The organism is Catenulispora pinisilvae (genome assembly GCF_015356865.1).
GTDB classification, from domain to species: Bacteria; Actinomycetota; Actinomycetes; order Streptomycetales; family Catenulisporaceae; genus Catenulispora; species Catenulispora pinisilvae.
The window spans coordinates 1-21,306 of the sequence record NZ_JAAFZA010000185.1 but is presented as its reverse complement, the minus strand read 5'-3'; the positions used below and the strand labels follow the sequence as shown (position 1 = coordinate 21,306).

Annotated in this window: 15 protein-coding genes and 1 pseudogene; 6 read left to right on the top strand and 10 right to left on the bottom strand. The window is 70.5% G+C overall.

The annotated features are described in order from the left end of the window. A partial coding sequence (locus IZR01_RS35925) for a hypothetical protein (RefSeq protein ID WP_194926439.1) occupies window positions 1-281 on the top strand: 281 nt, incomplete at its 5' end. Between the two features lie 186 nt (window positions 282-467). Here IZR01_RS35925 and IZR01_RS35920 read toward each other — a convergent pair. Together IZR01_RS35920 and IZR01_RS35915 are read right to left on the bottom strand one after the other, a co-directional pair. Further along, the gene (locus IZR01_RS35920; protein ID WP_194926438.1) at window positions 468-1,649 is read right to left on the bottom strand and encodes a hypothetical protein; all 1,182 of its coding nucleotides are present in this window, start codon (window positions 1,647-1,649) and stop codon (window positions 468-470) included. Window positions 1,650-1,723: 74 nt separating this feature from the next. After that, window positions 1,724-3,058: a glycoside hydrolase family 16 protein gene (locus tag IZR01_RS35915; RefSeq protein ID WP_194891008.1), complete on the bottom strand. Its 1,335-nt coding sequence runs from the start codon at window positions 3,056-3,058 to the stop codon at window positions 1,724-1,726. Window positions 3,059-3,636: 578 nt separating this feature from the next. Here IZR01_RS35915 and IZR01_RS35910 point away from each other — a divergent pair. Beyond that, window positions 3,637-4,977, top strand: a complete 1,341-nt coding sequence (locus IZR01_RS35910; protein WP_194926437.1) for a L,D-transpeptidase — start codon at window positions 3,637-3,639, stop codon at window positions 4,975-4,977. A gap of 126 nt (window positions 4,978-5,103) precedes the next feature. On the opposite strand, the gene IZR01_RS35905 is transcribed toward IZR01_RS35910, so the two are convergent. Together IZR01_RS35905 and IZR01_RS35900 are read right to left on the bottom strand one after the other, a co-directional pair. Beyond that, window positions 5,104-8,391, bottom strand: a complete 3,288-nt coding sequence (locus IZR01_RS35905) for a molecular chaperone Hsp90 (protein ID WP_194926436.1) — start codon at window positions 8,389-8,391, stop codon at window positions 5,104-5,106. 25 nt (window positions 8,392-8,416) lie between these two features. Next, on the bottom strand, window positions 8,417-8,665 hold the full coding sequence (locus IZR01_RS35900) for a hypothetical protein (protein WP_194926435.1): 249 nt from the start codon (window positions 8,663-8,665) through the stop codon (window positions 8,417-8,419). 273 nt (window positions 8,666-8,938) lie between these two features. Here IZR01_RS35900 and IZR01_RS54490 point away from each other — a divergent pair. Beyond that, window positions 8,939-9,046: pseudogene (locus IZR01_RS54490) on the top strand (phosphotransferase); the annotation flags it as partial. Between the two features lie 149 nt (window positions 9,047-9,195). Here IZR01_RS54490 and IZR01_RS35890 read toward each other — a convergent pair. Together IZR01_RS35890 and IZR01_RS35885 are read right to left on the bottom strand one after the other, a co-directional pair. After that, the gene (locus IZR01_RS35890) at window positions 9,196-11,004 is read right to left on the bottom strand and encodes an ATP-binding SpoIIE family protein phosphatase (RefSeq protein ID WP_194926434.1); all 1,809 of its coding nucleotides are present in this window, start codon (window positions 11,002-11,004) and stop codon (window positions 9,196-9,198) included. Between the two features lie 74 nt (window positions 11,005-11,078). Beyond that, entirely contained in the window at window positions 11,079-11,783 is a 705-nt protein-coding gene (locus IZR01_RS35885; protein WP_194926433.1) for a class I SAM-dependent methyltransferase, read from the bottom strand. 47 nt (window positions 11,784-11,830) lie between these two features. Here IZR01_RS35885 and IZR01_RS35880 point away from each other — a divergent pair, with 47 nt between their 5' ends. Both IZR01_RS35880 and IZR01_RS35875 read left to right on the top strand, forming a co-directional pair. Then, on the top strand, window positions 11,831-13,366 hold the full coding sequence (locus tag IZR01_RS35880; RefSeq protein ID WP_194926432.1) for an FAD-binding protein: 1,536 nt from the start codon (window positions 11,831-11,833) through the stop codon (window positions 13,364-13,366). 294 nt (window positions 13,367-13,660) lie between these two features. Further along, window positions 13,661-14,440, top strand: a complete 780-nt coding sequence (locus tag IZR01_RS35875; protein ID WP_194891014.1) for an SGNH/GDSL hydrolase family protein — start codon at window positions 13,661-13,663, stop codon at window positions 14,438-14,440. A gap of 94 nt (window positions 14,441-14,534) precedes the next feature. Here the strand turns inward: IZR01_RS35875 and IZR01_RS35870 are convergent, their stop codons facing one another. From IZR01_RS35870 to IZR01_RS35855, 4 genes are all read right to left on the bottom strand, one after another. Continuing rightward, a complete protein-coding gene (locus IZR01_RS35870) occupies window positions 14,535-16,757 on the bottom strand; it encodes an MMPL family transporter (protein ID WP_194926431.1) in 2,223 nt (740 codons plus the stop codon). A 332-nt stretch (window positions 16,758-17,089) separates the two neighbouring features. After that, window positions 17,090-17,977: a GNAT family N-acetyltransferase gene (locus IZR01_RS35865; RefSeq protein WP_194899359.1), complete on the bottom strand. Its 888-nt coding sequence runs from the start codon at window positions 17,975-17,977 to the stop codon at window positions 17,090-17,092. Window positions 17,978-17,979: 2 nt separating this feature from the next. Beyond that, window positions 17,980-19,524, bottom strand: a complete 1,545-nt coding sequence (locus IZR01_RS35860; RefSeq protein ID WP_194899358.1) for an amino acid permease — start codon at window positions 19,522-19,524, stop codon at window positions 17,980-17,982. Between the two features lie 92 nt (window positions 19,525-19,616). Beyond that, window positions 19,617-20,549, bottom strand: a complete 933-nt coding sequence (locus IZR01_RS35855) for a hypothetical protein (RefSeq protein ID WP_194926430.1) — start codon at window positions 20,547-20,549, stop codon at window positions 19,617-19,619. Between the two features lie 328 nt (window positions 20,550-20,877). On the opposite strand from IZR01_RS35855, the gene IZR01_RS35850 reads away from it, so the two are divergent. Beyond that, window positions 20,878-21,306 (top strand): helix-turn-helix domain-containing protein (locus IZR01_RS35850; protein ID WP_194926429.1); only part of this gene is annotated, 429 nt, incomplete at its 3' end.

The window sequence follows — 21,306 nt, the reverse complement described above, 5'->3', positions numbered from 1 at the left end:
GTGCGGCGGGGCCTTGGCGGGACGCCCGCCGGTTGCCGCGTTCGCCGCGGGACGCCCGCCGCGTGGAGCCGCGGCAGAACGCGATCTGGGTCCGGGTCGGCGGGTGCTGGTTCCCCGGCCACATCCAGTGCTGGTTCACGCACCGGGGACGCTGGGCGTGCTGGCTGTCCTACCAAGCCGATCCGGCGCACCCGACGGTCGCGGCGGTGTGGGGGCTGTTCGCGTACGAGCCGGCGGCGATCGTCAGCCGGGCCGTCCATCCGACTCCGCCCGAATCCTGACCGAGCCCAGAGCCTGATCCGGGCCCAGATCCTGATCCGGGCCCGCACCAAAGCGCGAGCCCGGACCGGGGTCGACACCCCAGCCCGGGCTCGAATCAAACGACCGCGTCACATGGCTGCGTCAAAAGATCGCGTCAAGCGGCTGCGTCAAAAGGCCGCGTGAAGAACCGAATCAAACCGTCGCGCTCAGCCGCCGCGCTTGTGAAGCGCCGCGCCCGAAACCGCGGGCAGCTGCCAGACAGTGGCATCCTGCGTCCCCTGCACGATCCCGGCCACCAACCCGTTGTCGTTCAACTGCTCCGGCTCGCTGTACTGCCCGCTGGTCGGCGTCAGCGTCGTGACCTGACCCTGGTACCAGACCACTCCGAGCCCGTAGGAGTCCGCCGCGGTGTTGCCGAGCACCTGCCCGACGTTGTTCACCGCCGTCGGGAAGAACGCCGCCCCGAGGTCGGTGAGCTGCCCGTTCTGCCACACGAACCCGTGCGCGGTCGTGGACCCGGCCGGCAGGAACGTCCCGACCACCTGCCCGGCGTTGTTCAGCCCGGTCACCGTCTGCACCCCGGCGCCGAACGTCGTCTGGACCCCGTTCGTCCACAGGAACGGAGCGCCCTTGCCCTGCGCGCTCGCGACCAGCACCTGTCCCTGCGCGTTCAGCCCGGCGGCCGTCCCGATCCCGAGATCGGTGAGTTTCCCGCCGATCCACACCACCGCGTGCTGGTCTCCGGACGGGGTCAGGCTGTAGCCGGCCGCCGTGCCCGCGTCGTTCAGATACATCGGGGCCGTGTAGCTGCCGCCGAGGTCCGGGAGCACGGTCGGCACCCCGCTGTTCAGCAACGCCCCGACGGTGACGCTCAGAGAAGTCTGCGACTGTCCGGCGATCTCCCCGCCGGTGTTGACGGCGTTGGCGAAGCTGTTGCCGTACAGGGCGCCGAAATCGGTGCCGTTCGGACTGCCGCCCTTCCACTCGTAGGCGTGTACGTATCCGAACCCGTAGTTCCCCCCGGTCCCGACTACGTCACCGCCGGCGTCCACCGCGTTGGCGATGCTGTAGTCCTGGTTGGCTCCCGGCGGCAGGTCCACGAGTGTCCCGCCGTGCCACACGAACCCGTGGATGTGGCCGCTGACGCTGTGCGCGCCGGTGACGTCCCCGTTGTCGCCGACCGCGGTGGTCCACGAATTGGTCCCGGCGTTCAGGTCGGTCCCCGATACCGATCCCGGTACCGATCCCGAGGCCGATCCCGAGGTTGACGTTGAGGTTGAGTTCGAGTCCGAGGCCGCCGACACCGCCGACGCCGACGACACGGAAGCCGCCGACAACCCCGCAGCGCACACGGTGGCGACGACAGTCAGTGTTCTGCGTTTGATCATGTGCTACCCCGTCTACTAGCACGCGACCCCGGGCACACGAAGGTGTCCGGGGTCGCGCGGTCTAACCGATCAGATTACGGAAGCGTCCACTTCTGGGCGTTGCTGCCGTTGCAGTCATAGATCTGAACCTGCGTGCTCCACGTAGTTGTCGCCCCGGGCACGTCCAAGCACTTGTTGGACTGTGGGTTCAGGAGCGATCCGTTGGACTGTGGAATGAAGACCTGCGACCCGGTGCCGTTGCAGTCGTACAGGTCCACCTTGGTCCCGTCGGCGGTGCCGGCGGCATCTACGTCCAGGCACTTGCCCAGGACATGCAGAGTACTGCCGGCCTGCACCACGGACCACTGCTGTGCAACTGAGCCGTTGCAGCCGTAGATCTGCACCGGGTTGTAGTCCGCGGTGCTCGAGCTCCGGTCGTCCAGGCAGATGTTGGAGCCGACGCCGGAGTAGATCGGGCCGCTGCCCGGCGGCGGCGGGGGCGTGCCGCCGCCACCGCCGGTGGTGTAGGCCGCGACGTAGTCGACCTGCATGGTGCCGCCGGAGGAGGTGGCGCCGGTCGGCGTGGTGCAGCCGCACACGCCGTTCGGGAAGGCGCCGCCCATCGCCAGGTCGAGGATGATCGACAGGTTGTGGTCGTAGGCCTGCTGCCAGGTGGCGGTGCCGACCTGGCCCTCGCTGACCGAGAAGTACTGGTTCCCGTCGAGGTAGAAGGTGATGGACTCGTTCGAGGTGTCCGTGCGGTCCAGCACCATGGAGTAGGTGTGGAAGCCGGACTGGCAGCCGCCGCAGGACTGTAGGCCGCTGCCGATGCCGTTGCCCTCGTTGCACGGCCCGCCCGGGTCGGTGCCGCAGTGGATGGTGCCGGCGACCTCGGACAGGGCGTTGACATCCTCCATGATGTCGATCTCGCCGTTCTCCGGCCACTGGCCCGGTCCCAGCATCCAGAACGCCGGCCAGTAGCCCAGACCGCCGCTGGGCTGCTGGATCGAGGCGGTCACCATCAGCTTGCCGCCGGCCGGCGCCCCGACGTTGGCCGAGGTGGTCTGCACCCGGCCGGAGGTCCAGTTGCTCCCGCTGCCCAGTGCGGTGAGGTCGAGGTTGCCGTTGCCGTCCAGGTGGACGTTGCTGGTCGAGTTGGTCATGGTCTCGATCTCACCGGTGCCGAAGTTGGAACCCGGTCCGGTGTCGTACATCCACTGTCCGTCGATGCCGCTGCCGGCCGCACCGCCGAAGTCGTCGAGGAACACCTGGTTCCAGCCCGACGGCGGCGGGGGCGCCGAGGCCTGGACCGCGCCGCCGGGCACGGCGGCCCAGGCGACGAGGGCGACGGCCAGCGGCGCGGCCAGGGCGGCCAGGCGCCGGAAGCGTTTGCGGACGGTGCGGGGGGCTTGCGGTGGGGATGGTGTCATGGGGTCTCTCCTGAGTTGACGCACCACGAAAGCCCGCGGCGTCGGAACCCGGATCCGCGACTCACACAGCCGGTCATCCCGCGTCCGCGAGGTCTATACCATTGCGCGCGCATGCTTATGAAAGCGCTCTCACGGAAGGCTGTCCAGCACAAGCGGCGAAGAATTTTGAGGGTCTGTCAGATCGGGCCTTACCGCGAGACCCCAGGCTGGGATATCACCGGTGGGCGGCACCGATCGATACTTGGAAACGTCCGAACGGACACCTATCAACGGCCTGAGAATGCCCGGGGGAACCGGTGTCTGACAACGGACAAATGGCCGCCAACCGTGCGGTGCCAAGGGGTGAATATCGAGCTCAGGACCGGTGAACCTCGCATGTTTGTACCGGAACTGTCACGATGAGGCTCTCCGCGGGATTCGCCAGCAACCTCAGCGTGGGCCTTGACGTCTAGATGGGTGTACGGAATCCTGCCGAGTCCGGCCCGCCACACGCTGTGCCGGACTTGTCACGCTACGTACTCATAAGCCATCAGAGGCTTTACCTGGCTACGGATTCTTGCTCATACAAGGAGGGGCTTGTGGCACGTCAGCACGGCAGGGGCGGTTCGGCGGGGGTCGCCGGCGCCGCCCGGCGCGTCACCGTCCGGCCCGCATGGCGCCGCGCCGCCCAGCTGACCGCGGTCGCCGCCGCGGCGACGCTGTTGGCGGCCGGCTGCGGCAGCTCGTCGGGTTCCAAGCCGTCGGCGCTGAACCCGGTCGCCCACGGCAGTTCCGCGCCCGGTGCGGCCGGCGGCACCGGCACGACGGCCACCACGCCGTCCGCGCCGGCCACGCCGCTGGTGCTCAGCGCCAAGCCGGCCGACGGCGCCGCGAACGTGGACCCGGCGCAGGGCATCCAGATCAGCGCCGCCGGGGGGAAGATCGAGTCGGTGTCGGCACAGGACGCCCAGGGGGACAAGGTGGCCGGCGCGCTGGCCGCCGACGGCTCCTCCTGGGCCTCCACCGGCACGCTGGCGATATCCAGCAGCTACACGGTGACCGGCAAGGCGCTCGACTCCACCGGCGCCGAGAAGGACATCTCGGACAAGTTCACGACGCTGACCCCGCAGAAGCGGCTCGGTCTGCACAGCTACTTCCCGGACGACGGGATGACGGTCGGCGTCGGCCAGCCGGTCTCGGTGACCTTCACCAACCCGCCGAACGAGAAGGACCGCGCGAACGTCGAGAAGGCGATGGTGGTCACCACCACGCCGCACGTCGACGGCGCGTGGAGCTGGATCACCGCCACCCAGGTCGACTGGCGTCCGCAGAGCTTCTGGGCCTCGGGCACCAAGGTCCAGGTGGCGATGAACCTGAACGGCGTCAAGGCCGGTGACATAACGTACGGCTCGTTCACCAAGAGCTTCGGCTTCACCATCGGCCGCGACCAGCGCGCCGTCGTGGACACGAAGGACTACACCATGCACGTCTACCAGGACGGCAAGGACATCAAGGAGATCCCCACGGACACCGGCATGTCCGGCTACAGCACGTGGGGCGGCACCATGGTGGTCCTGGACAAGGAACCGCTGATCGAGATGAAGTCCTGCTCGGTCCCCGGCTTCAGCTGCACCCCGGGGGTCGGCAACTACTACGACCTCAAGGTGTACAACGACGTCCACCTGACGCCTTCGGGGACGTACATCCACCAGGCGGAGTGGGACAACTCGATCGGCACGGACAACACCTCGCACGGCTGCGTGCACTTGAAGCCGGCCGACGCGACGTGGTTCTACAAGTTCATCAACATCGGCGACCCGGTCACCATCAACGGGGAGCCGGACCAGGTGCACAACGGCAACGGGTACACCGACTGGAACGAGAGCTGGCAGACCTGGCTCGCCGGGTCGGCCGCCGGGATCTCGGCCGCCGGGCAGTGAGGCGGGACTGAGTCTCCCGGGACTGAGTCTCCCAGCACGACCAAGCCGGCCGCTCGCGCGAATGCGCGGGCGGCCGGCTTTTCGTTGTCCCGCCACGTGTTTTCCGCGGCGGGGGCGCTACCGCCGCTACTCGAAGTCGACCTCCACCAACAGATCGGCGGTCCGCTCCGGCTCGGCGAGCATCGCCGACACCAGATGCCGCTGCTCCCACCGCCCGGCGGCCCAGGCCAGTCCGCGCGCCAGGCCGTCGAAGGTGGAGGTGTGCACGACACCGTCGGCGACCCGCCAGTCCACTTCCGTGCCGTCGGCGAGGATCAGGTCGTCGTGCTCGACGTAGGTGCCCGGTGCGTCCGGTAGCAGGGCCCTGATGGCGTCCGGCACGTCCCGTACCTGTCCGGCCTCGTCGACCCCGGCGTCTATCACCTCCGAGGCCAGGTCCAGATCGAGCAGATCGGCCAGGGCGTGCGCGTGCCGCAACGGGATCGGCAGGTAGGGGCGGCCGGCCAGCAGCGGCAGCAGATCCGGGGCGTCCACGACCACCACTTCGTCCGCCTCGGCGACCGCCAGCTCCCCGTCCAGGGTGGCGCGCAGCTGATCCGGGGGACAGACCTGGTCGGCGGGCACCTCGGCCAGCGTGCAGTACAGATCGGTGAGCTGGCTCCGGCTCACCGGCCGGTCCGGATCGGCCAGCCGGTCCAGCAACTCGTCCGGACCGCCGGGCACCGCCAGCAGCTCCCGCGCGGTGGTCTTGACGCCCAACGCGGTCAGGAACTCGAAGTCGTTGGCCAGCGCGCCCGCGTCGGCGGGGCCCAGGGCGTCGTAGAGACCGGCCAGCGCGGTGTCCTCGCCCATGAGCAGATCGGCCGGACACTTGCCGGCCAGCACCGGCGTCCGGCTCAGCCACCACGCGGTGGCCGAGGGCACCGTCAGCCGGCCGCCGTCGGCCAGCGCGAGCTGGGCCGGACGCAGCACCGCCTGGCGCAGCGCGGGAGTCCGGGCCAACAGTTCCAAAGCCTGCGGCCACGCCTCGGGCCGGACGGTCTCCAGCCCGATGACGCCCGCCAGCTCGGCGAGCACCACCGGCGCGGAATCCGGCGGGCACAACGCCTCCACGTGCTCGGCCCAGTCCTCGAAGCCCTCCAGCTCGGTCAACTCGTCGTCGAGCGTGTCCGGATCGAGCAGGACGTCGGTGTCGCGCAGCACCGGGAAGCTGTCCGGAACGCCGGCGGCGTGCAGGACCCCGGACCCCCAGCGCTCCACCCACGCGGGGTCGACGAACCCGTACAACTCGGGATCGACGATCCCGGCCAGCGCCGAATCGGGCACCAGCAACTCGTTGGCGGGCGTGAGTCCGCCGTCGGCCTCGGGCAGCAGCAGCCGGCCGAGCCCGAAGCGCTCCCCGGGGCGCGGACCGGCGGCCCGGACCAGAGCCAGGACCGCCTCGGCGATCGCGAGCGGGTCGGCGGTGTCGTCGTCGAGCGGCGCCGGATCGTAGGCGCCTTCCACGGCTTCCAGCACCGCCGGATCGGCCAGCATCACCCGCGGCTCGGCCGGCTGCGCACCCAGCCGCTCCAGCAGGCGGGCGCCGTCGCCGAGGGCCTGCGGGTGGATGACGCGGAGCCCGAGCGGGGTGAGGGCGGCCAGGGTGGCCTCGTCGAGGGTGGTGGCCGGACGGAGTGTGCCGCGCGGTCCGCGGACGGTGCGGCCGTCGGCCAGAGGTACAGACAGGGCCGAAAGGGCGTCGAACGCAAGGGGATCGTCGCCGGACACCCCGTTCAGCGCGCTGTAGAGCGCGGCCCACCACGCCGGCTCGCGCTTGAGCCCGGCGACGGCCTCGACGACGTCCCCGAGGCCGATGCCGCGCACGCCGAGCGTGGTCAGCGCGGCCTGGTCCCGTTCGAAACCGGCGGGAAGCAGGCCCGGGATCACGGCTTCGAGCGCGGCGACCAGGGCCGCGGAGTTCGGGGTGAGGACGACGGCGTTTCGCGGGATGAGGAGCGAGGGGGCTTCTTCGGCCCCTGATTTCTCGGCGTCCTCGGCGTCCTCTGCGCGATCGGTGTTATCGGCGTTCACCGCGTTCACCGCGTTCACGGCTGTTCTCTCGGCCGCGGGCAGGATCGCCGACTGCGCCAGCAGCGCCACGATCCGCCGCCGCAGCTCGGCGTCGACCGGACCGTCGGCGATCGGACCGGGCACCAGCCGGAGCAGACCAGGGCTCTTCGACGGCCAGCGCCGAACGAGCTCCGCGTAGGCGTCCGCGGCCCGGTCGAGCAGGAAGTCGGTCAGCGCCCCCGGCGCCAGCCGCCGCCGCGTCGGATCCAGCGGCAGCGTCGCGATCAGCAACGCCGGCAGGCCCAGCGGCTCGTCGGTGGGCGTCGGGCCGTGGAACACCGGGGCGGTCTCGGGCCGCCGGGGCTCCTCGGCGGCGTCGCACGGCACCGCCCACGTCAGCGCCCACCTCGGCCGCGCGCGCTCCTCCACCGGACGATCCGTCAACAGCTCCGGCGCGACCTGCCCGCTCGCCGAGACGGTGCGCCAGCGGGACACCTCGGTCCCGTCGGTGATGGTGCACACGCCGTCGTCGTCGCGGGCCGCCGTCAGCCGGCGCACGTCCCCGTCCACGTCCACGACGATCTCGGCCAGCGTCGGCAGCGCCAGCAGCAGCGCGTCGTCCACGCCGGCCAGCAGGGTGGCGACCAGTTTGCGCGCGGCGTCGTCGCGCAGCGGGAGGACGACCGCGGTGTCAAAGCCCTGCGGCGGCCGCTCGTCGGCGGCGAACGGGAGCCGCAGTATCGGCGTGCGGCCCCCACGGCGCGTCAGCTCGGCCCGGAGCCCGGCGCTGCCCTCGGCAGCCCGTTCCACCTCGCGGCGCGCGTCGGCGGCCGAGAAGCGGACGCTGCCGTCTCGGGACAGTACGGAGGGCTCGTCGCAGACGGCGAGGACGGCGGCGAAGCCGACGCCGAAGCGTCCGACCGGGGAGGCCGCCGCCGCTGCCGAGGCTGCCGAATCGCTAGTGCCCGTCGAGGATGCCGAGGATGCCGAGGATGCCGAGGCCGCTGGGTCCGTCGGGTCCGTCGGGTCCGCCGACGATTCCGGCCCCGGCCCCGCCTCCGCCACCTTGCCGGAGGCCCGCAGCGTGGAGAGCCCGGTCACCCCGTCCGCGTCCAGCGGCGCGCCGACATTGGCCGCGGTCAGGGTCTGGCCGGCCAGCGTCAGCCGCAACCGCCCGCTCACCCCGGCGCGCAACGCGGCGTCGGCGGCGTTCTGCGCCAACTCCACGACCACCCGGTCCCGGTACCCACCGAGGACCAAGTCCTCCTCCAGATTGGCATCCTCACGGAACCGCACGGGGGAGGCCACCCAGGCCTCCAGCACCCGCGAACGGGTGGCTGCTGTCTCAAACGGATCGCTCACTCGCGGAGTCTAGGGCCCGCCACCCTCATCCCGCTTGGCTTCCCGCCTCGGCGACATACCCGGTCAGGCACTGGTGGCAGATGACGTCGACCATGCGCTCCACCGAGTAGTCCCGCCACCGCGTCACCGGCTCGACCAGCCGCCGGTTGCACAACGCGTGCAGGTGCGGCGGATCGTCCGCGTCATCGATGCGCACGACGTGCCAGAACTGGTCCTCGGTGCTGTCCGTGTCGAGATCCCGATCACGGGCGAGTTCATACGAATAGCGGCTCACAGTCCGCACGATCCGCCGACTTGCGGCGTACGGCACGCGCAGGGAACCGTTCGGGCGATGCGGGAGGCTATGCAGGATCGGACCGACCCCCGACAGCCCGCCCGGATTAGTGGCGGAGTTGCTGCGGCTGCTCGAACAGCGGGGCTTCGGCGGCGCGCCCCGCTACCTGGGCCAACAGGACGGAGCAGACCTCTTCAGCTACCTCCCCGGCGAGGTGCCCGCACGGTTCCAGGTCTGGACTGACGAGCAGATCGCGGCAGACCCAACAACGCCGTGTTCCGCGATGGCATCCCCGTCGCCTGGATCGACTTCGACACCGCGGCCCCGGGCGACCCGCTCGAAGACGTCGGTTACGCCGCGTGGACCTGGTGCATCGCCTCGAAGCAGCCGGTATCCGTCGCGCGCCAAGCCGACCAAGTCAGGATCCTGGCAGCCGCCTACGGCCTCGCCGCCGCCGAACGCACACGCCGACCATCACGCACCGACCATCACGCACCGACCATCACGCACCGGCCATCACGCGCCAGCCGTCAGCCCCCGACGACCCGCGCCTCCTCCAACGGCACCTCGAACCACACCACCTTCCCGTTCGCCGTCCGGCTCACGCCCCACCGCTGCGCCAGCTGGCTGACCAGGAACAGCCCCCGGCCGCCCTCGTCCAGATCGCCGGCCTCCAGCAGGATCGGCAGGAAGTGGTCGTCATCGCGCACCTCGCACAGCAGCGTCCCGGTGCGCAGCAGCCGCAGCTCGATCGGGCCGTGCGCGTAGCGCACCGCGTTCGTCAGCAGCTCGGTGGCCAGCAGCTCGGTGGTGTCCCGGACCCCGTCCGGCAGCCCCCAGCCGGCCAGCGTCTGGCGCACCAGCCGCCGCGCCCGCGGCACCGTCGGTGGCAGCGGGGAGAGCAACCAGTTGGCTATGTCCTCCGCCGGGATGCCCTTCAGCCGGGCCGCCAGCAGCGCGACGTCGTCCTCGTGCTTGTCCCCGTCGAGCATCGTCAGCAGGGTCTCGCACAGCGTCTCGGGCTCGACCGACGGCTGCGCGGCCAGCTCCAGGCACTCGGCGAGGGCACGGATCCGGTCGTCGATGTCGTCGCCCCGGGCCTCGACCAGCCCGTCGGTGTACAGCACCAGGACGTCGCCGTCGCCGATCGGGATCTCGGCGGTGTCGAACGCCACGCCGCCCACCCCGATCGGCGCGCCGCTGGGCACCTCGACCTGCTCCACCCGGCCGTCGGCACGGACCAGCATCGGCGCCAGGTGCCCGGCGTTGGCGATGACGCAAGTCGAGGCGATCGGGTCGTAGACCGCGTACAGACAGGTCGCCAGATGGTCGTCGCCCAACTGCAGGGCCAGGCTGTCCAGCTGGCGCAGCAGTTGTCCCGGCGGCAGGTCCAGGGCCGCGAGGGTCTGCACCGCGATCCGCAGATGCCCCATCACCGCCGCCGACCGCACGCCGTGCCCCATCACGTCGCCGATCACGATCGCCACCCGGCTGCCCGGCAGCGCGATGGTGTCGAACCAGTCGCCGCCGACCTCGACCGCCGGGTTGGCCGGCAGATACCGGTGCGCGACCTCGACCCCGGCCAGCGTCGGCGGCGTGGTCGGCAGCACCCCGCGCCGGAACTCCGCGGCCGTGGCCACCTGACCGCGGAACAGCCGCGCGTTGTCGACGCCGAGCGCCGCCTGCGCCGCCAACTGCCCGACGGTGAGCACGTCCACCTCGTCGAACTCGGCCCGCCCCGGCCGCCGCGTCAGGGCGACGCAGCCCAGCACCCGGCCGCGCACCACGAGCGGCACGGCCAGATACGCGCGCTCGGCGACCAGCGGATACAGATCGCCGGGGGAGTGGGACAGCGCCATCGCCTCGGCCCGGTCCGGGGTGACGCGATCCAGCCACACCGGCACGCCGGTGGCCATCGCCTCGTGGCAGGGGCTGGTGTCGTGCATGATCTGCACCGCGCCCTCCGGCACCAGGGCCTGCCAGCGCTCAAGCGGCTCGTCGTGGGCCACCGCCACCCGCCGCACCAGGCTGGACGCGGTGGCCCCGGGCGCCGGCGGAGCCGGGGCGCCGTCCACGAACAGCGCGTCCAGCAGATGTACGGACACGAAGTCGCCCAGCCGCGGCACCAACGCCGCGGCGAACTGCGCCGCGATCGCCACCATGTCCCCGGCGGCGCCGATCCGGGTCGTCGCGTCGTTCAGGAACGACAGGTGGTCGCGCAGATCCAGCGGTTCGCGCCCCTGGTCACGCTCCGGTCCCCGATCACGCTCCCCTTCCGCCTCACCGTGTGGGCCGCGGTCCCCGTCCCGCTCCCGTCGATCCCCCCTGTAGGTCAGCACTCGGCTGTATTCGTGCTCTGATTGCTGCACTTCGGTAGTTGCTCTCGCTCCGGCCCGATACTGGTGTGCGAAGTCTAGGACCGTTCGTCCGCCTTGTGGCAGAGAAAGAACATCTGGATCTCCGGTTTGGCCGAAGTCGTCTCCGGCGCGTAGGAGAGGACCTGCTCGTGCCCGATGACGAATCCGGACTCTGACAACAGGGTTCGTAGATCGTCGCGGAGAATCCCGGTCACCCGGATCCGGCTGTCGAGGAAGGCGATCGGGACGTCGTCCACATCCCCCTCGACCATCGCCACCGCGAACCAGCCGCCGGGGGCCAGTACCTCGCCGATCAGGCCCAGCGCGGTCCGCACCTTCTCCCGCGGCAGATGGAGCAGTACGAAGAACGCCGTCACCGCCTCGAACCCGGGCCCGTCGGCCGACAGATCCATCACGTCCCCGAGGACGAACTCCGCCTCCGGCACGTTCTGCTCGGCGATCCCGAGCATCCGCGGCGAGATGTCCAGGCAGGTCACCCGGCAGCCGGCGGCGGTCAACTGACGCGCGGTCGGCAGCCCGGTCCCCGAACCGATGTCCAGCACCCGCGCCCCGGGCGGCAGCAGCTCCAGCAGCGTCGCCACCATCGCGAGCTGGCCGTCCTTGTGCGGGAAGGCCTCGTCGTAGCGCGCGCCGATCGCCTCCCAGGCGCGCGCCTGATCCCGCTCCCGCTCGATCCACGCCCGATCGGCTTCGCCGGCCGGCTCCCCGCGTGCCGCCGAGCCCGGATTTCCGATGACCATGTCCGTATTATCAGGGGTCTTCATTTCCTCGGGAAAGGGTGGGACTGATGCGCATCGACGCGCAGCACAGCCGTCGCTCGTTCATCCGCGCTGTCAGCGTGGGGACGCTGGCCGTCGGCTTCGACGTCACTTCCCGCGCCTGGGCCGCCGAAGCCCCGGCCGGCATCGGAGCGGACCAGGGGTCGGACCAGGGGGCGGACCAGGGAGCCGGCACCGGGGCGGCCGCGGACTTCCGGCGCGCCCCGCACCTGGACGGCCGGCTCCTGATCGACCCGGCGGACCTGGCGCCCTACGAAGACGACTACGGCCACCTGGTCCACCGCACCCCGAAGGCGGCGCTGCTGCCCGGCTCGGTCGCCGACATCGCGGCGATGATCGCCTTCTGCGGCCCGCTCGGCATCCCGGTCGCGCCGCGCGGCCAGGGCCACCAGGCCTACGGCCAGGCCCAGGTCGACGGCGGCCTGGTGATCGACCTGGGGCCGCTGGACACGATCAGCGTCGACCCGGCGACGAGCACCGCGACCGTCGGGGCCGGCGCCGTGTGGAGCGCGGTCCTGGCGGCGAGCCTCGCGCACGGCCTCACCCCGCCGGTGTTCACCGACTACATCGAGCTGTCCGTGGGCGGCACGCTGATCGCCGGCGGCCTCGGCGGCGCCTCGCACCAGCACGGCGCGCAGGTCGACAACGTCCTGGAACTCGACGTCGTCACCGGTACCGGCCGCGTCCAGACTTGCTCGGCCGGCCACAACGCGGACCTGTCCCACGCCACCTTGTCCGGCCTCGGCCAGGTCGGCGTCATCACCCGCGCCGTGATCCGCCTGGTCCCCGCGCCGACCTCGGTCCGCAGCTATTCGCTGGCCTACCCGACCGTCGCCGCCCTCACCGCCGCGCAGCGCAAGGCCGTCGGCGACGGCCGCTTCGACTGGCTGGAGGGCACGGTCCTGCCGGCCAGCGGCGGCGGCTGGCAGTACATCCTCGAAGGATCGGCGTTCTACGACACCACCCCGCCGGATGACAACGCCCTGATCGGCGACCTGGCCTACGTCGGCCCGCCCCAGATCCAGGACTCGGGTTACCAGGCCTTCGTGGACGACCTCGCGCCGACCGTGGCCGCCCTGAAGGCCAGCGGCGAGTGGTACGACCCGCACCCCTGGTTCAACGGCTTCCTCCCCGACGCCGCCACCGACGCCCTGGTCACGGACACCATGGCCGGCACCACCCCGGCCGATCTCGGTGCCAGCGGCCTGGTGCTGCTCTACCCGGTGCCGACCGCGAAGCTCACGGCTCCCCTGCTGTCGGTGCCCGAGGGGGAACTGGCCTTCCTGTTCGCGGTGCTGCGCACAGCCGCCCCGGACGGCGGCGCGCTGCCGGCGCCGCAGCTGCTGCAAGCCAACCGCGATCTGTATCTGCGGGTGCAGGCCGCGGGCGGCACGCAGTACCCGGTCGGCGCGATCCCGATGACGCCGGCCGACTGGCGGACCCAGTACGGCGCGCGGTGGCGGGGATTCCAGGCCGCGAAGCAGTGCTTTGACCCATATGGGATCCTCGCGCCGGGCCAGGGGATCTTCGCACCCGCCCATTGAGCAGTTGAACGCGCGCGGCGGCCGGGCAGTGGGCGACCCGGCCGCCGTCGGCATGTCCGAGCAGGTCGAGAGCACCTTGGACGGCAACAGGTCACAAGGAGTACTCCGAAGTTTCGTTTGTTGGTTCCGTCGCCGGGGACTTGAGCGAAACTATCCTTCCCAGGGCCCTGATCTCGTGCTATTCAATTCAGTGCGCCACCCCACATCCCCACCTTCATGTGGAGGCATCCAGTGTTTGCTGCTCACCATCGGCGGCGATCGGCTTCCGGTCGCGGCTTCCGGCGTGGCCTGTTCATGCTGACGGCCGCGGCCACGGCGGCCGTCACGCTCATGGCCACCAATGCTTCGGCGACCGCCGCCGACCACTACGTCGCCCTGGGCGACTCCTACTCCTCCGGCGTCGGCGCCGGCAACTACACCTCGTCCAGCGGCAGCTGCGACCGCAGCACCAACGCCTACTCGCAACTGTGGGCGAACAGCCGCCACCCGGCCAGCTACGTCTCCGTCGCCTGCTCCGGCGCCACCACCCAAGACGTGCTCAACAACCAGATCTCGGCGCTGAGCAGCGGCACCACCCTGGTCAGCATCACCATCGGCGGCAACGACGTCGGCTTCTCCTCGGTGATGGAGACCTGTGTGCTGGACTCCGACAGCGCCTGCCTGGCCGCCATCAACACCGCGACCACGCAGGCCAAGACCATCCTGCCGGGCCGGCTGGCGACCACCTTCGCCGCGATCCGCAAGGCCGCGCCGTCCGCGCACGTCGTGGTCCTGGGCTACCCGGAGCTGTACGACCTCGGCCACTCCTGGTACTGCCCCGGCCTCAGCGGCACCGACCGCTCCGCGCTGAACAACGCCGCGGACCTGCTCGACACCCAGATCTCGGCCGCGGCCCAGAACGCCGGCGACACCTTCGCCGACGTCCGCGGCCAGTTCCACGGGCACGAGCTGTGCGACTTCTTCAACGAGTGGCTGCACTCGGTGGACGTCACCGACGTCGGCGACTCCTACCACCCGACCGCCGACGGCCAGAGCGGCGGATACTACGCGGCGTTCAGCGCGGTCGCGCCGTAGCAGGGAGCACTCGGCGACACGCCGAAACCGGCGGCCGCGGCGATCACCACCATGATCGCCGCGGCCGCCGGCCGTTGTTCACCGACGAGGGCCCTCACTCGCGTGGAGCAGTCCCATCGCCCCGAGTCGGCGTGACCTCCACCCCGCCGTGCGCCAGCTGCTCCTGCAATTTCTCGCCTTCGATGTCCGGGTCCGGGACGTACTTGGAGTACCACTGCGGGTGGTACCAGAATCCCGATTTCGCCAGCGCCATCACCGCCGGGACCAGGGTGAGCCGGACGACGAAGGCGTCCAGGAACACACCGGCCGCGAAGCTGAAGCCGATCGCCTTGATCGTCGGGGTCGGCGAGACGATGAAGGCCACGAAGATCGAGAACATGATCAGCGCGGCCGCGGTCACCACGCGCGAGGCCGTGCCGGCGCCGCGCCGGACCGCCTCGACCGCGTTCCCGTTCTTCGTGAAGTCCTCCTTGATCCGGCTGACGACGAAGATCTCGTAGTCGCTGGACAGTCCGAAGATGATCGCGATCATGATGATCGGCAGGAAGCTGATGGTCTCGGACTTGGTGATGTTGAAGATCTTCTCGCCCCATCCCCACTGGAACAGGGCGACCTGCGCGCCCAGCGCCGCGGCCACCGACAGCAGGAAGCCGATGATCGACTTGATCGGGACCCAGATGGTGCGGAAGGCGAAGGTCAGCAGGATGAAGGCCAGTCCCACCACGACGATCAGGAATATCGGCAGCGCCGAGTTCAGCTTCGAGGACACGTCGATGTTCGAGGCCGTGACGCCGCCGATCAGCACGTTCGCGCCGCTGCCCGCGGCGATCGCGGCGCGGTTGTCGCGCAGGTGGTGGACCAGGGTCGCGGTCGCCGGGTCGCTGGGGCCGGTGGTCGGCACGACCTTGATCACGGCGGTGCTGCCGTTCAGCGCCGCCGGGGTGGACACCGCGACCCCGGGCTGCTTGGCGAGCCCGGCGGCGATCTGCGACACCTGTTGTTGGGACGACACCCCGTCGGCGACCACCAGCAGCGCGCCGTTGAACCCGGGGCCGAAGTTCGCGGTGGTGATGTCGTAGGCCTTGCGCGAGGTGTCGCTCTTGGGGTTCGACGACGCGCCGGGCAGGCCGGTCTGGATCTTCAGGGCCGGCGAGGCCAGGAGCAACAACAGCGCCACGCCGGCGAGCAGCACCGGGATCCGGTGGTGGACGACGAACCGGGCCCAGCGCCAGCCGGCGGCCGTCTCCGGCTCCTGGACGGTCTGGTGGGCGATGCGCTGGGAGTGTTCCTTGCCGAAGGGGAACCGGGAGAAGTTCTTCAGCTTGTCGCCCGCGAAGCCCAGCATCGCCGGGATCAGCGTCAGCGAGATCAGCATGGCCAGGAACACCGCGCCCGCGGCGGCCACACCCATGATCGTCAGGAACGGGATCCCGACCACCGCCAGCCCGCACAGCGCGATCATGACCGTGCAGGCGGCGAAGACCACCGAGCTGCCGGCCGTGCCCGCCGCCACGCCCACGGCCTCCTCCGGCGGCATCCCGCGCAGCAGACCGTCCCGGTGCCGGTGGATGATGAACAGGCCGTAGTCGATGCCGCAGGACAGCCCCAGCATGATCGCGACGGTCGTCGAGGTGGAGGCGATGGTCATCACCGCGGCCAGCGCGGTGACCGCCATGACCGTGGTGATCACGCCGATGATGGCGGTCATGATCGGCAGCCCGGCGGCCACCAGCGAGCCGAAGGTGATCAGCAGGATGAAGAACGCGATCACCAGGCCGACCAGTTCCGGCAGCTCCGAGGGCACGACCCGCCAGCCGGGGTAGACACTGCCGTTGTACTCGACCTGCACACCCGCCGCGCGGGCCGGCGCCACGGCGGCCTTCACGTCGTCCAGCGCGGAGTCCTTGATATCCGGCGGCTGCTGGCTCCACTGGAGGTTGCCCAGCGCCACCTGGCCGTTCTGCGAGATCGGACCGCCCTGGAACGGGTCCGCCGACTGCACGACCCCCGGAACCTTCTCCAGGTTCGTCACAGCCTGCTCGATGCCGGCCTTGGGCCCGGGGTCGGTGACCTTCGTCCCGCTCGGCACGGCGAACACGACGGTCGTCTGGGCCCCGCTCAGCGCGGGGAGCTTGACCTTCAGCAAGTCCGTGACCCGCTGCGACTCCGTCCCGGGGATCGTGAACGAGTCGTTGGTCTTCCCACCGCTCGCCCCGGCCACGGCGATCATGGCCACGACCACGATCACCCACACCGCGAGCACTAGCCGGCGGCGACGGAAGGCCCAGCGGGCGATTCGGAACAGGTAGCTCGACACCCTCGCAGCATCCGGCGCGGCCGAGGCGCGCGCCTTCCGGGCTGAGCCATCCGGGCTGAGCCATCCGGGAGGGGAGGGGACGTGGTCGGGTGCGGCCGAACCTCGAAGCGCCGTCGGCGCACCGCGCCAGGGGTGTCCGCACACTCATGCGATCGGCGGGCGTCCAACAAAGAAGTGGCGTCCTCGTAGCGAGGGCGCCACTTCCATTGCGGCTCCGAACCGCCGCTCCGGCGCGGTCACGTCTCAAGGGTGGTGAGGCGTCGCCGACCGCGTCGGTCAGTCCCTACGCGGGGCCCGGTGAAGTTCCGTCGACTCTACCGGGCCCCGCCGGGTCAGCCCAGCTCGAACGAGGTGATTCCGTAGACCGTCACCAGATTGATATCGCGTACCGGGCCGGTGTACATCCGGGCGGTCTCGAAGCTGGGCTTCATGCCGTGGCGTTCGGCCAGCGCGACGGCCTGCGGGTTGAGTTCGGGGACGTCCAGCGCGACTTCGGCCGCCGTCCCGTCGCCATTGGCCGCGGCGAGTCCGGAAACCAGGGTCCTGAACAGCTCGTCGGCGATCTCCGGGGTGTCGGCGAACAGCGGGCCGATCTTGGCGAACGACGGGGCCGGGCGGATGACGCCGTAGCCCACGAGTTCGCCGTCCGAGACCGCGCCGTACCCGATGTGCCCCGGCGCCGCGAGCCAGCGGGCGAGGAAAACCGGGCGTTCGGCCGGGAAGCGGCGGCTGTCGTAGGCCTGGATCGTGCTCTGCGCGATCTCGCCGGCGGGCAGGATCTTCGGCCCGTTCCCAGTCGACGGAGCCTCGGTTTCCACTGCACCGACGTAACGGATGTTGCGGTGCGCGAGCTGGAAACCGGAGCGGCGGTAGTTGTCCTGCTGCTCCAGCACGCCGTCCAGCCCGATGACCCGGTCGCCGGCGTGTTTGAGCCCGGCCTGCCAGGTGGCGTAGCCGTGGCCCCGCCCCCGGAAGTCCGGGTGCACCAGGTAGAACCCGAGGAACGAGAAGGTGTCCCCGTAGTTCACCACGGACACCGCCGACACCGGCCGGTCGCCGATCCGGCCCAGGAAGAAGCCGTCAGGGTCCTGAGCCAGGAAGCAGCCGCCGTCGGCGGGGCCGGGGTTCCAGCCCTCGCCGGCGGCCCAGGACTCGAAGACCGGCCAGTCGGCCGCGCCGGCCCGGACGATCTCCAGCTCGGTCGTCTCGTCCCGATCCACGTCTACAAGTCCTCTTCCATCGCGGCCAGCTCCTCCGGGGTGCCGTAGCTGATCGGGCCCTTATACGTGCGCCGGGCCGTCACGAACCACCATACGGTCGCGATGGACAGCACGACGGCCAACGCGACCGGGGCGTAGTTGAACGTCTTGTGGGTGATCGGATACTGCTGCGGCAGCAGGAACAGGATGCTGCTCAGGAAGATCCACGTGATCGCGACCAGCGTCACCGGTCGGCTCCAGCGGCCCAGGTTCCACGGGCCCGGGGTGAAATCGGCGCCGCGGCGCAGCCGCAGGAAGATCGGCACGCCGTAGGAGCCGAACAGGCCGATCACGTTGACCGAGACGATGGCCTGGAAGGCGACCGTGTTCCACAGCGAGGGCACCCCCAGCAGGAACGCGCCGACCGCGGCGAACCAGACCGACTTCACCGGGGTGTGGGTGCGCTTGCTGACCGTGCGCCACCACTTGCTGCCCGGGATCGCGCCGTCCCGGGAGAAGGCGAAGATCTGCCGGGAGTTGGAGGTCATGTTCGCCAGCCCGCAGAAGAAGATCGCGCCGCAGACCACCAGCAGCAGGACCTTGGCGGTGGACAGGCCCAGGGCGTCGACGAAGATCTGCGCGGCCGGCTCCCCGGCACCGGCCTCGTTGGAGTAGTTGGCCGCCGACATCGAGAAGGTCAGGGCCAGGATCAGCACCAGGCCGGCGACCCAGGAGAAGGCGATCGAGCGGACGATGCCCTTGGGCGCCGAGACCGCCGCGTGGGTGGTCTCCTCGGACATGTGCGCCGAGGCGTCGAAGCCGGTGAACGTCCAACTGGTGAACAGCAGGCCGATCATGCCTGCGTAGATGCCGGACTTGAATCCGGTGCCGTTCACGAAGTGGGTGAAGGCGAAGCTCGCCGAGTTGTGGTGGGCCGGGAACACGATCAGGTAGAACACGATCACCAGGCCCCCGACCAGCAGCCAGGCCACGCTGATCTTGTTCAACAGCGCGACCAGCCCGACGGTGTAGGTGTTCAGCAGCGCGTGGATCAGCAGGATCGCGCCGTAGATGGCCAGGATCTGCCCCGGGTGCGGGTTGTAGCTCGGCCACTGCAAGGTGGCCAGCGCCACGGCGAAGTTCGCCAGCGCGAAGTCGGTGGCCGCGGTGCCGCCGATCTGGCCGATGAAGTTCAGCCAGCCGGTGAACCAGCTCCAGCCCGCGTTGTGCCGCTTGGCCAGCTTCGCCGACCAGTAGTACAGCGCCGCCGAGGTCGGGAAGCCGGAGGTGATCTCGGCCATCGCCGCGCCGACGAACAGCACCAGCATGCCGACCACGAGCCAGCCGAAGACCATGATGCGCGGGCCGCCGGAGACCATGGCCAGGCCCAGCGCGGTCAGCACGCCGGAGATGAAGTTGATGATGGTCGCCGAGATGGCGAAGTTCCCGAACGCGTTGACGCGCCGGGACAGCTGGCGGGGATAACCGAGTTCCCTCAGGGTCTGGTCGTCGTCGGGGATCTCCAGGGAGGTGCCCTGGCGGCTTGTCGGACCGGCGTCGGTCGCCATCTTTCGTACCTTTCAAGGGGAAGGGGGATACGAGGGACAAGCCACGTGAGGGCGTACGCGGCGGGGCTGTGCAGACAGCTCGACGTTCCTGATCAGACTCCGGACATACAGCGCTCCCGGGCCATGAGGAGCACCTGCTCCGGGTTGCCGTGCAGGGACCACGGGGTGGTCAGCGCGTAGGGGCCGATGGCGTCGAAGACCTGACTCGCCGGCTGCCACTGCGATCCGGCCCACAGCGCGTGTGCCAGGTGGTGCAGGTCCGGCAGCAGCGCGCCGGTTCCGCCATTCGCCGCGAACCACTGGGTGTAGCAGCGTTCCGTCTCCTGCTCGGCATACGCGGTCGACCAGTTCCGGTACGTCAGCAGGATCTTGTTGAGGTTGTTCTGCTCCAACTGGTGCCGGAACGCCTCGATGAAGGCCACCAGTTGCAGCACGAGCAGCGCCGAGCCGGTCGGGGCCTGGCTGACGATCCAGTGCGCGACCCCCGAAACCGCGGACACCGAGCCGCCGCTCTTCGGCCCGACCGCGGTCAGCAGCCGGTGGTGCGCCTCCCGGTTCCACGGGTCGCGCCGCCACAGCTGGCCCATCGTCCGCCACGGGCCGGCGATCGCCAGCTCCGGCGGGCCCGGGATGTTGTCCGGCGCCGCGGGTGCCAGCTGGAGCAACGCGATCCAGGGCAGCGGGTCCTCCGGGAACCGCTCGGCGGCCTCCATGCACTGCGCCTTGGCCAGCTCGACCAGCCCCTCGGCCTTGGGGTGCTGCGCGCGGTGCGCCTGCAGGGCCCTGATCACGTTCGTGCGCAGCCGCAGCAGCAGCGCCTCGGTGCTGTCCGGCACCTCGGCCAGCCAGGCGGTGTCCACGCCGTTGGACGCCGCGATCTGCGCCAGGATCAGGTAGCGGTAGTCCCGCACGTCCTCATGGGCCTGCCGGTCGGCCAGCAGCTCACCGGCCAGCGAGTACCGGCCCATGCGCAACTCCTGGGTGGTGGCCGCCAGCCACTGGTCCCGGCCGGCGGGGTCCCACATCAACTTGAGGTGGCCCTCGCCCGACCCTTTTCGCTTCACCACGCGGGGATCTCTCCGCCCTGCGGAGAACTGATCGCGGGTACCGCGAAGCGGGCCGTGCAGTGTGTGCACACCGACTGCCACCGCCTCTGTGTTGCCTGTTGTCAGGGCCCGAACCAAACGCCGAATACCCAAGCCGAAAACACCCTGTCCGGGAAGCGCACCGACTGTGCGCCGACCATGCACGGACCATGCGACAAGTGCCCTGACCTATAAGTATGCTGACGGATATAGCTGACTGTCCGCATACTGCTGATTGCGGTCCGCTGGCGTACGGAAGGGGGCACTCATGGCCAAGACCCGGCAGACCCGGCAGACCCGGCTCCGCCGCGCGGGACTGGCCCGCGCGCGGGAGGCAGCCGGTCTGACGCAGGAGGCGTTCGCGGTCAGAGCTGGGGTGGAAGTGTCCACGGTCGTGCGCTGGGAGAGCGGGTGCACCACCCCGTTGCCCGGGAAGCGGCCGCAGATCGCGCGGGCGCTCGGGGTCGGACTGCCCGAACTGGAGCGGCTGCTGACGCCGGAGGCGGCGCAGAACTACGGCGGAGCCGGGTTCGGTTCCTCAAGGGCTACTGAGGAAGGCCGGCTCGCGGCGATCGCCGGAGTGCGCGAGGAGATCGCCAAGCTGACGGCTGAGTATGAGGCGCGGCCGGCAATTGGTTTGGTGGTGCCGGTGACGGGTTTGTTGGGGCGGGTTGAGGCTTTGCGGTCGGCGGGGGGT